Annotated in this window: 9 protein-coding genes; 5 read left to right on the top strand and 4 right to left on the bottom strand. The window is 68.8% G+C overall.

What is annotated here, in order from left to right; genetic code table 11:
* The coding region (locus V7E05_RS08705) for a heme o synthase (protein WP_333619285.1) at positions 1-696 on the bottom strand (696 nt) is incomplete at its 3' end.
* Positions 697-1,253: 557 nt separating this feature from the next.
* Between V7E05_RS08705 and tkt the strand changes: the two genes are divergently transcribed.
* The 5 genes from tkt (at position 1,254) to pgl (ending at position 7,934) form a co-directional block, all read left to right on the top strand.
* A complete protein-coding gene (tkt, locus tag V7E05_RS08700) occupies positions 1,254-3,368 on the top strand; it encodes a transketolase (RefSeq protein WP_442891643.1) in 2,115 nt (704 codons plus the stop codon).
* Complete coding sequence (tal, locus tag V7E05_RS08695) at positions 3,368-4,477, top strand: transaldolase (protein WP_333619271.1); 1,110 nt, start codon at positions 3,368-3,370, stop codon at positions 4,475-4,477. Before tkt ends, tal begins: the two co-directional genes overlap by 1 nt.
* 156 nt (positions 4,478-4,633) lie before the next feature.
* Entirely contained in the window at positions 4,634-6,169 is a 1,536-nt protein-coding gene (gene zwf, locus V7E05_RS08690) for a glucose-6-phosphate dehydrogenase (RefSeq protein ID WP_333619284.1), read from the top strand.
* The gene (locus V7E05_RS08685) at positions 6,166-7,086 is read left to right on the top strand and encodes a glucose-6-phosphate dehydrogenase assembly protein OpcA (protein ID WP_333619270.1); all 921 of its coding nucleotides are present in this window, start codon (positions 6,166-6,168) and stop codon (positions 7,084-7,086) included. Before zwf ends, V7E05_RS08685 begins: the two co-directional genes overlap by 4 nt.
* Before the next feature lie 50 nt (positions 7,087-7,136).
* Entirely contained in the window at positions 7,137-7,934 is a 798-nt protein-coding gene (gene pgl, locus V7E05_RS08680; protein ID WP_333619269.1) for a 6-phosphogluconolactonase, read from the top strand.
* Between the two features lie 99 nt (positions 7,935-8,033).
* On the opposite strand, the gene secG is transcribed toward pgl, so the two are convergent.
* The 3 genes from secG to V7E05_RS08665 all read right to left on the bottom strand — a co-directional run.
* Positions 8,034-8,273: a preprotein translocase subunit SecG gene (secG, locus tag V7E05_RS08675; protein ID WP_333619268.1), complete on the bottom strand. Its 240-nt coding sequence runs from the start codon at positions 8,271-8,273 to the stop codon at positions 8,034-8,036.
* Positions 8,274-8,477: 204 nt separating this feature from the next.
* Positions 8,478-9,272: a triose-phosphate isomerase gene (tpiA, locus tag V7E05_RS08670; RefSeq protein WP_333619267.1), complete on the bottom strand. Its 795-nt coding sequence runs from the start codon at positions 9,270-9,272 to the stop codon at positions 8,478-8,480.
* A 60-nt stretch (positions 9,273-9,332) separates the two neighbouring features.
* The coding region (locus V7E05_RS08665; protein WP_333619266.1) for a phosphoglycerate kinase at positions 9,333-10,435 on the bottom strand (1,103 nt) is incomplete at its 5' end.

Below are 10,435 nucleotides of genomic sequence, written 5' to 3'. Positions count from 1 at the left end.
GACGAGCACGGTGACCCACGTGTAGAGGACGATCTGGAGAGTTACCTCTCGCGGGGTCTTGACGACCGGAAGCATCGGCACCCCGGCGCGCTCGTAATCGTCCTTGTAGCGCATGGCGAGTGCCCATGTGTGCGGCGGCGTCCAGAAGAAGATGATGAGAAACAAGACGATCGCCTGCCACCATGCGGAACCCTCGCCCGAGGGGAGATTGTCCGTAATCACGGCCCAGGACACGAGAACCGGCATGCAGCCCGCGGCTCCGCCCCACACGACGTTCTGCCACGTGCGTCGCTTTAGCACCATCGTGTACACGAAGACGTAGAACATGATGGTGAGGACGATGAACCCGGCCGCGAGCCAGCTCTTCGCGAGAAGACCGAGCCAGAGCACCGAGGCCACCATGAGCAGCGTGGCGAAGATGAACGCAGCGCGCCTGGACACCGCGTGCCGGGCGAGCGGGCGCTTTTCCGTCCGCTTCATCACCTGGTCGATGTCGTAATCGACGACCATGTTGTACGTGTTGGCGGCGGCCGCGCCCATCCAGCCGCCGACGAGTGTGAGCAGGACGAGGCCGAGGTGGATGTGGCCTCTATCGGCCTGGAGCATCGACGGGATCGCGGCGACGAGGAGGAGTTCGATGACCCGCGGCTTCGTGAGCGCGATATAGGCGCCGATGATGTCCTTCGCACGCCCCAGCGGGCCGCGCGTTGTGTTTCCACCAGAGGCCCCAGCCGAGTTCCCCGCCGACGTCTCCACGTTTACGGGTTCCCCGGCGGGCGTCCCGGAATACGAAGGATTCCCGGATCGACCGGCTCGCCGTGGGATGGACTCGTGCACTGCTCTCCTCTTGCTGCGATCTGCGCACGGACTAACACATTGCGACCGAAAGGACGCGGATCTCCGTGGGGCAACTGCGGCTCAAGTCTACGTGTCGGGTCTTGCGGCGACGTAATCCCGGTACACACCCGCGACCCCGGCGACACGAGTCCGAGGGGATAACTACTCTGTAGGGGTACCCACGGGCGGTGGGGTGCCGACGGGCGCCCGCGCACTCGGAGAAGACAGGGAAATAGTCGGGAGATAACTCGGCTTTTACCCGGAAAAGGTCGCAGGGCAGCGGTCCTGCCGGCGGCCGGACCAGGGCGAATTGCCGGACGGAGAATTAGCGCTCGGCGAGGCGCCCGCCGTCCTTCTCCATTGCACACCGCCACCGCCATCCGGAACATCTCGATCCACGCAGCATGGGAGTGCCAATAGTGTTCAGTCCTTCGGAAGTTGCCGACCTCACCAAAGACAGCAATCCGTCCAACTGGACCGATCTCGACAGCCGCGCGGTGGCCACGGCCCGCATGCTCGCGGCCGACGCCGTCGAGAACTGCGGCAGCGGCCACCCCGGCACGGCTATGAGCCTCGCGCCGGTCGCATACACGCTGTTCCAGCGCGTCATGCGCCTGGACCCGGCGGACCCGGACTGGGCAGGGCGTGATCGCTTCGTTCTCTCGGCCGGGCACGCGAGCCTCCTCCAGTACATCCAGCTCTACCTGGCGGGCTACGGCCTCGAGCTCGACGATCTCAAGAAGCTCCGCACGTGGGGATCGCTCACGCCCGGCCACCCCGAGGTGCACCACACCAAGGGCATCGAGACCACCACGGGCCCGCTCGGCCAGGGCCTCGCCACCTCGGTGGGCATGTCGATGGCCTCGCGATACGAGCGCGGCCTGTTCGATCCCGAGGCACCGGCCGGCAAGAGCCCGTTCGACCACTTCGTCTACGTCATCGCCTCGGACGGCGATCTCCAGGAGGGTGTCACCTCCGAGGCCTCCTCCCTCGCCGGCACGCAGCAGCTCGGCAACCTCGTGGTCATCTACGACGCCAATCAGATCTCCATCGAGGACGACACGGACATCGCGTTCTCCGAAGACGTCGCCGCCCGCTACGAGGCATACGGCTGGCACGTCCAGCACGTGGAGGGTGCGAACAACCTCGCTGCGCTCGAGGACTCGCTCACCGAGGCGCGCCAGGTGTCGGACAAGCCCTCGCTGATCGTGCTCCATTCAGTGATCGGCTTCCCGGCCCCAAACAAGATGAACACGGGCGCATCGCACGGCGCCGCCCTGGGCGCCGACGAGGTCGAGGCCGTTCGAGAGGCGCTCGGCCTCGCCGGTACCGCTCCGTTCGAGGTCGCCCCCGATGTCCTCGAGCACACCCGCGGCGCCCTCGAGCGCGGTTCCCGTGTCCACGCCCAGTGGGACGAGCTCTTCTCCGAGTGGGCGGCGAACAATTCCGAGCGCAAGGAACTCTTCGACCGTCTCCGCGCGGGCGATCTCCCCTCCGGCTGGGACTCCGAACTCCCAGCCTGGGAGCCCGACGAGAAGGGCATCGCCACCCGCAAGGCGTCCGAGGCAGCCATCCAGGCCGTCGCCGCCGCGCTCCCCGAGCTGTGGGGCGGCTCCGCGGACCTCGCCGGATCGAACAACACGATCATCAAGGGGGCCAGGTCCTTCGGCCCCGAATCGATCTCGACGTCCTCGTTCGAGGCGAGCCCGTACGGCCGCAACCTCCACTTCGGCATCCGCGAGCACGCGATGGGCTCGATCCTTAACGGAATCTCGCTCCACGGCCCGACCCTCCCCTACGGCGCGACCTTCCTCATTTTCTCCGACTACATGCGCCCTGCAGTCCGCCTCGCGGCGCTGCAGAACACGCATGTCACGTACGTGTGGACGCACGATTCGATCGGCCTCGGCGAGGACGGACCGACCCACCAGCCGGTCGAGCAGCTCGCTTCGCTGCGCGCGATCCCCGGCATGTCCGTGCTGCGCCCGGCCGATGCCAACGAGACCGCGGCGGCGTGGGCCGCGAGCGTCGAGCGCGGCGGCCCCAAGGGCATCGCGCTGACCCGCCAGAACGTCCCCGTGCTCGAGGGCACCCGCGAGCAGGCACGCGAGGGCGTTTGGCGCGGCGCATACGTGCTCCGCGATTCCGAGTCGACCCCCGAGGTCGTGTTGCTCGGTACAGGCTCCGAGGTCTCCCTCGCGGTCGAGGCCGCGCGCGAGCTCGAGTCGCGCGGCACCGCGGTCCGGGTCGTCTCCGTCCCGTGCCTCGACTGGTTCCTCGAGCAGGACGTCGAGTACCGCGAGTCGGTGCTCCCCTCGGCGGTGCGCGCCCGCGTCTCCGTCGAAGCCGGTTCGCCCATGCCTTGGTACCGCCTGCTCGGCGACAACGGGCGCGCGGTCGCGCTCGACCACTTCGGCGCCTCCGCCGATTACCAGACCCTCTACAAGGAATTCGGCCTCACCTCGGCCGCGGTCGTCGCCGCAGCCGAGGAGTCCCTGGCCACCACCGGCACCGCCACCGAGGAGAAGTAATGACCAACGGCAATCTCGCGGCGCTCGCCGCCGCAGGCGTTTCCATCTGGCTCGACGACCTCAACAGGACGCTCATCGATTCGGGCACGCTCGCCGAGTACCTCGACGAGCTCGCCGTCGTAGGCGTCACCACCAATCCGGCGATCTTCAAATCCGCGATCGCCGGCGGCGATGCGGCCTACGACGAGGGCATTTCCTCCGCCCTGGCGAGCGCCGACGGCGCCACCGGCTCCGAGCTCGTCGACCATGTCGTCCGCGAGCTCACCACGGAGGACGTCCGCCGCGCGTGCGACGTGCTCGCCCCGGTCTACGAGAACTCGCGCGGGGTCGACGGCCGCGTGTCCCTCGAGGTCGACCCGCGCCTCGCGCACGACACCGAATCCACCGTCGCCCAGGCACTCGAGCTCGCTGCAGAGGTCGACCGCCCCAACGTGATGATCAAGATCCCTGCGACGGACGAGGGGCTCCCCGCGATCAGCCGCGTCCTCGCCGAGGGCATCGACGTCAATGTCACGCTCATCTTCTCCCCCGAGCGCTACGAGCAGGTCGCGCGCGCCTACATGTCGGGCCTCGCCGCCGCTCACGCGAATGGCCACGACATCTCGAACATCCACTCCGTGGCCTCGGTCTTCGTCTCCCGCCTCGATACCGAGGTCGACGACCGCCTCGACGCCGCGTCCGAGCTACGCGGCAAGGCCGGGCTCGCTGGCGCGCGCCTGTGCCACGCGGTGTTCGAGGAGCTCCTGCAGTCCGAGGAGTGGCGCGAGCTCGCCGCCGCCGGTGCGGAGCCGCAGCGCCTCCTCTGGGCATCTACGGGCGTCAAGAACCCGGATTACCCGGACACGATGTACGTCACGGGCCTCGTCACCCACGGCACCGTCAACACTCTGCCGCTCGGCACCATCATGGCGTTCGCCGAGCACGGCGAGGTCACGGGCGATACCGTGCGCGGCACCGCAGAGGCTTCGCGCGAGGTCTTCACCGACCTCCGTGAAGCGGGCATCGATACCGACGAGGTCTTCGAGCTCCTCGAGAAGCAGGGCGTCGAGAAGTTCGTCACAGCGTGGGCGGACCTCTATGAGGCGGTCTCGGGCCGGCTCGAGAAGTAGGTCTGACGGCGGACGTTCCCCCTTTCGGGGACCGGACCTCCGCCGTCAACGGTGGGGAGTAAATCCGACAGTGCGCGACGCACGAGGGAAGGGCGGCCGGTGAGCCAGCACGAGCCAGGTATCGAGGCGGACATCGATAGCGAGGTGGCGTCGGACGTGGACACGGAAGCCGGGCGGGTCAATCCCCTCCGCGACCCGCGTGACCGGCGCCTTCCGCAGATCGCGGGCCCGTGCGGTCTCGTCATCTTTGGCGTCACGGGAGACCTGTCGCGAAAGAAGCTCATCCCCGCGATCTACGACCTCACCAACCGCGGTCTCCTGCCCCCGGGCTTCGCTCTCATCGGTTTCGGGCGCCGCGAGTGGAGCAAGAAGGACTTCGAGGAGTTCGCGAAGAAATGCGCGAAGGAGCGTTCGCGCACGCCGTTCCGCGAAGACGTCTGGGAGCGTCTCGCGGAGGGCCTGCATTTCGTGACAGGCACGTTCGACAACGATTCGGGCTTCGACGCGCTTGCCGCCCAGCTCGCAGAGCTCGAGGAGGCGGGAGTCACGGGCGGAAACGTCGCGTTCTACCTTTCGATCCCGCCGGATGATTTCCCCGTCGTGTGCCGCCAGCTCGAGCGCACGGGCGTCGCCGACCAGTCCGGGGAATCGTGGCGCCGCGTCGTCATCGAGAAGCCGTTCGGGCACGACCTCGACAGCGCTCGCGATCTCAACGACGTCGTCGGCAGCGTCTTCCCCGAGGAGTCGGTGTTCCGCATCGACCACTACCTCGGCAAGGAGACGGTCCAGAACATCCTCGCGCTGCGCTTCGCCAACCAGCTCTTCGAGCCGGTGTGGAACGCGCACTACGTCGACCACGTGCAGATCACGATGGCCGAGGACATCGGCCTCGGTGGCCGCGCCGGCTACTACGACGGCATCGGCGCCGCGCGCGACGTGATCCAGAACCACCTGATCCAGCTCATGGCGCTCGTCGCCATGGAGGAGCCGACGAGCTTCTCCGCCCACTCCCTGCGCGAAGAGAAGATCAAGGTCCTCGAGTCGGCGGCGCTCGCCGAGCCGCTCGACAAGACCACGGCCCGCGGCCAGTACGGCGCCGGCTGGCAGGGCAGCGAAAAGGTCGTCGGGCTCCACGAGGAGGAGGGTTACGACCCCGAGTCCACCACGGAGACCTACGCGGCGATCACTCTCGAGGTGCACAATCGCCGCTGGGGCGGCGTCCCGTTCTATCTGCGCACCGGGAAGCGGCTCGGCCGCCGGGTCACCGAGATCGCCATCGTCTTCAGCCGTGCGCCGCACCTGCCGTTCGACGAGACGATGACCGAGGAACTCGGCTCCAACGCCCTGGTGATCCGCGTCCAGCCGGACGAGGGCGTGACCCTGCGCTTCGGTTCCAAGACCCCGGGCACGACCATGGAGGTGCGAGACGTATCGATGGACTTCGACTACGGCGAATCCTTCACCGTCGACTCCCCCGAGGCCTACGAGCGGCTCATCCTCGACGTGCTGCTCGGTGCACCCTCGCTCTTCCCGGAATCCCGGGAGGTCGAGCTTAGCTGGATGCTTCTCGACCCCGTACTCGACAACTGGGCACGCAAGGGCATGCCCGAGAGCTATCCGGCGGGCACCTGGGGGCCACGCAGCGCCGACGAGATGCTCGCGCGCGACGGACGAAGCTGGAGGCGACCGTGATCATCGACCTGCCCGATACCTCGACCTCCGCGATCAACAAGCGGCTCACGAAGCTCCGGGAGAACTCGGGGATCCCCATGATCGGCCGGGTGCTCACGCTCATCGTGATCACCGACGCCGTCGCCGGCTCCGAGGCAGCGATCCGCTCGGCCAACGACGCCTCGCGCGAGCACCCGTGCCGCGTGATCGTCGTGATCCGCGGGGAGCGCGCCACTCCGAATCGCCTCGACGCGCAGATCCGCGTGGGCGGAGATGCAGGCGCCTCCGAGGTGATCGTGCTCCGCACCCACGGCGGCCTCACGACCCAGGCGGCCGCTTTGGTCACTCCCCTGCTGCTCCCGGACACCCCGGTCGCCGCATGGTGGCCGCGCAATTCCCCCGTGGACATCGCCGCGAGCAAAATCGGAAAGCTCGCCCTGCGGCGGATCACAGACTCCGATGCCGAGGGGCACCCCTCCGACGCGCTCGCGAAGCGGGCCGCCGGCTACACACCGGGCGATACCGACCTCACGTGGGCGAGGATCACGCCGTGGCGCGCGCTGCTCACCACGCTGCTCGACCAGCGCCCCCACGAGGAGATCACCGCGGCGACCGTGTGCGGCCCCGAAAACGCGGGCTCGACGGACCTCGCCGGCGGCTGGCTCGCCTCGCGCCTCGGTATCGACGTGCGTCGCGCGGTGGGGCGGCCGATGGTCGCCCTCGAGCGTGCGAGCGGCAGCATCGTCATCGAGCAGATCGACTCGCACACAGTGGAGGTGCGGATCACGGGGCAGGAACCGACTCGCGCGCCGATCCCGGGGCGCTCGGTCGCCGACTGCCTCGCGGAGGACCTGCGCCGCATGGACTCCGATGAGATCTTCGCCGAGGCACTGCGGGGGCTCGACAGGGTCATCGACACGGCGGCCTCGGTGCGCTGAGCCGCGCTCTGGAATCAGCCCAGCCCGCCAGGAATAGGAGAGCAATCGTCATGAGCGAAGACACCGCGGCCAATCCGCCCGCCCCCGTGCCCTTCGACCCCTCTGCCTACCCGGACCCCGAACACGTGGTCCACGAGGACGTCGATGCTCTGGCGGCGGCGGCCGCCGCCGCTATCGCGGCGATCCTCGCCGACACCCGCGAACGCCTCGGCCGCCCGGGCAGGGTGAGCCTCACCGGCGGCGGGGCCGGACTGCGGACGGCCCGCGAGCTCGCCGCGCTCGAGATCGACTGGTCGGGCGTGGAGATCCACTTCGGCGACGAGCGCTTCGTCGCCCGCGACGACCCCGAGCGCAACAGCACCCAGATCGCCGCGGCGCTCCCGGCAGCCTTCGGCGCGGCGACCGTCGTGGACTGGCCGGCCCCGGGCGACAGAGGTGCCCAGGACGTCGATGAGGCCGCCGCGAGCTTCGCCGCCGCGCATCCGCTGCCCGCAGGCGACGAGCCGTACTTCGACGCCTTCTGCCTCGGCATGGGCGGCGAGGGGCACGTCAACTCCGTGTTCCCCGACTCCCCGCAGGTCCTCGCGGGAGAGGACGGCCACGCCGCCGAGGACATCATGGCCGTACACGACTGCCCGAAGCCCCCGCCCGAACGGATGACCTACACCCTCGGCGTTGTGCGCCGCTCCCGAAACGTGCTGCTGCTCGTGGCTGGCGAGGAGAAAGCGGAGGCCGTCGCCGCGGCCTCGGCGGCAGGGGCGGATCCGGTGCAGTGGCCGGCTGCCGGCGCGCGCGGCCTCGAGGCGACCACCTGGTACCTCGACCGTGGATCGGCCTCGCGCCTCTAGCAGTTCCGGCTGGACGGATGTAAATGACGGCGGAGGCCGGGAATCTCCTGGAGATTCCCGGCCTCCGCCGTCATACGAATGACTAGCGCGCTCCCGCTGCTAGAACCACTGGAACGAGACGCCGAGCCCGAACACGAGGATGAGCGCGAGCCACACCAGGCCGACGGCCACGGTGTAGATGTCTAGGTTGCGCTCGACGACGCTCGAACCGGAGAGGCTCGACTGCATGCCGCCGCCGAACAGCGACGACAGGCCGCCGCCCTTGCCGCGGTGCATGAGCACCAGGATCATCAAGATGATGCTGCTCAGTACGAGCAGGATTTCCAGCGCGAGCTTCATGCGCCCTCTCCTCCTATCGAGAGCGGGCCCTACCGGGCCCGCTTGGCGAGGCCGGTATCCGATCCGAGACCGGCCTCGCCCTCTCCGCAGCGCGCGCAGGTTTGGTGCGCGCGCACAACTGTGCCCACACTACCGGCCGCCGTGGATCGGCGACCAATCGCCACGCCGAGGAGTCACCTCGCCCTCGGCGTGGACGCCGGGAGGCTACGCCCCCGGAGCGCCCTCCGCCGCGATGGCGGAGAGCTGTGCAAACTCCTCGGGCTTGAGCGAGGCGCCGCCGACGAGGCCGCCGTCGACGTCCGGCTGGGCGATGAGCTCGCCGATCGTCGAGGAGCTCACCGAGCCGCCGTAGAGCACGCGGGCGGCCGCGGCGACCTCGGGCGAGGCGATCTTCGCGAGCGCCTCGCGGATCGCCGCGCACACCTCCTGGGCATCGGCCGCCGATGCGGTCTTGCCCGTTCCGATGGCCCACACGGGCTCGTACGCGACGACGACCTTGCCGAGCTGCGCCGCGTCGAGTCCCGCGAGCGAGGCCTCGAGCTGCGAGACGACGTGCTCGACATGGTTGCCAGCCTCGCGGACGTCGAGCTTCTCGCCCACGCAGACGATGGGGGTGATCCCGTTCTCGATGGCCTTCGCGGCCTTCTGCGCGACGATCTCGTCCGTCTCCGCGTGGTACTCGCGGCGCTCCGAGTGCCCGACCACAACGTAGCTGCAGCCGAGTTTCGCGAGCATGGGAGCCGAGACCTCGCCCGTGTAGGCGCCGGAATCGTGGGTCGAGACATCCTGCGCGCCGTACGAGAACGGGAGCTTGTCCCCCTCGATGACGACCTGCACGCCGCGCAGATCCACGAACGGCGGGAGGAAAGCGACGTCGACCTTCTCGGTGAACTTGTCCTTGAGGGCGAAGGCGACCTTCTGCACGAGGGCAATCGCCTCGAGGTGGTTGAGGTTCATCTTCCAGTTGCCGGCGATGAGCGGCCTGCGCGGAGCTGCCATGATCTGTTCCTTTCGCGTCGGTGCGGTATCTATCGTGTTCGAACTCGTCGGTCTGCCGGGCTACTTCGCGAGAGCCGCGACGCCGGGAAGCTCCTTGCCCTCGAGGTACTCAAGGGAGGCTCCGCCGCCGGTGGAGATGTGCGAGAAGTTCTCCTCTCCGAGGCCCAGCGTGCGCACGGCCGCAGCAGAGTCGCCGCCGCCCACGACGGAGAACGCGCCCTTCGCCGTCGCCTCGATGATCGCCTGGGCGACCCCGCGCGTTCCGGCGGCGAAGTTCGGGAACTCGAAGACGCCCATGGGGCCGTTCCAGAAGATCGTCTTGGCCGAATCCAGGAGCCCGGCGAACTTACGCACGGACTCCTCGCCGATGTCGAGACCCATGGTCCCGTCTTCGATCGCGTCCGCCGGGACGGTGTTGTGCACGGCGTCCTTGTCGAATCCGGCAGCCGCGACGACGTCGACCGGCAGCGCGATGACGTCTCCGAAGCGCTCGAGAAGGTCCTTGCACGTGTCGATCATGTCCTCCTGGAGCAGCGAGGAGCCGACCGAATAGCCCTGCGCGGCGAGGAACGTGAAGCACATCCCGCCGCCGATCACGAGGGTGTCGACCTTGGGCGCGAGCGCCTCGATCACGGCGAGCTTGTCCGAGACCTTGGAGCCGCCGAGGACGACCGCGTACGGGCGCTCGGGATCCCCGGTGAGCTTCGCGAGGACGTCGACCTCGGCTGAGACGAGCTTGCCGGCGTACGCCGGGAGTAGCGATGCGACATCGAAGACCGAGGCCTGCTTGCGGTGGACCACGCCGAAGCCGTCGGAGACGAACGCGCCGTCCTCTCCCACCAGGCCGGCGAGCTCGCGGGCGAAGGCTTCGCGCTCGGCGGCGTCCTTCGAGGTCTCGCGCGGATCGAAGCGAACGTTCTCGACGAGCAGGACATCGCCGTCGGTGAGCCCGTTGGCGCGTTCGCGAGCGTCCGTGCCCACGACATCCTCGGCGAGCTGCACGTACTGTCCGAGCTGCTCGGTGAGCTCCGCCGCGACCGGCGCGAGCGAGAACTTCGGGTCGGGTGTGCCGTCGGGGCGACCCAGGTGCGCGGTGAGCACGAGGGACGCGCCGGCGTCGAGGAGCGCCTTGAGCGTGGGGATCGACGCGGTTATGCGGCCGG

It is taken from the genome of Dietzia sp. (genome assembly GCF_036741115.1).
Classification (GTDB): Bacteria; Actinomycetota; Actinomycetes; order Mycobacteriales; family Mycobacteriaceae; genus Dietzia.
Note: the sequence above shows the minus strand (reverse complement) of the source record. Positions and strands in the feature narration are given on the sequence as shown.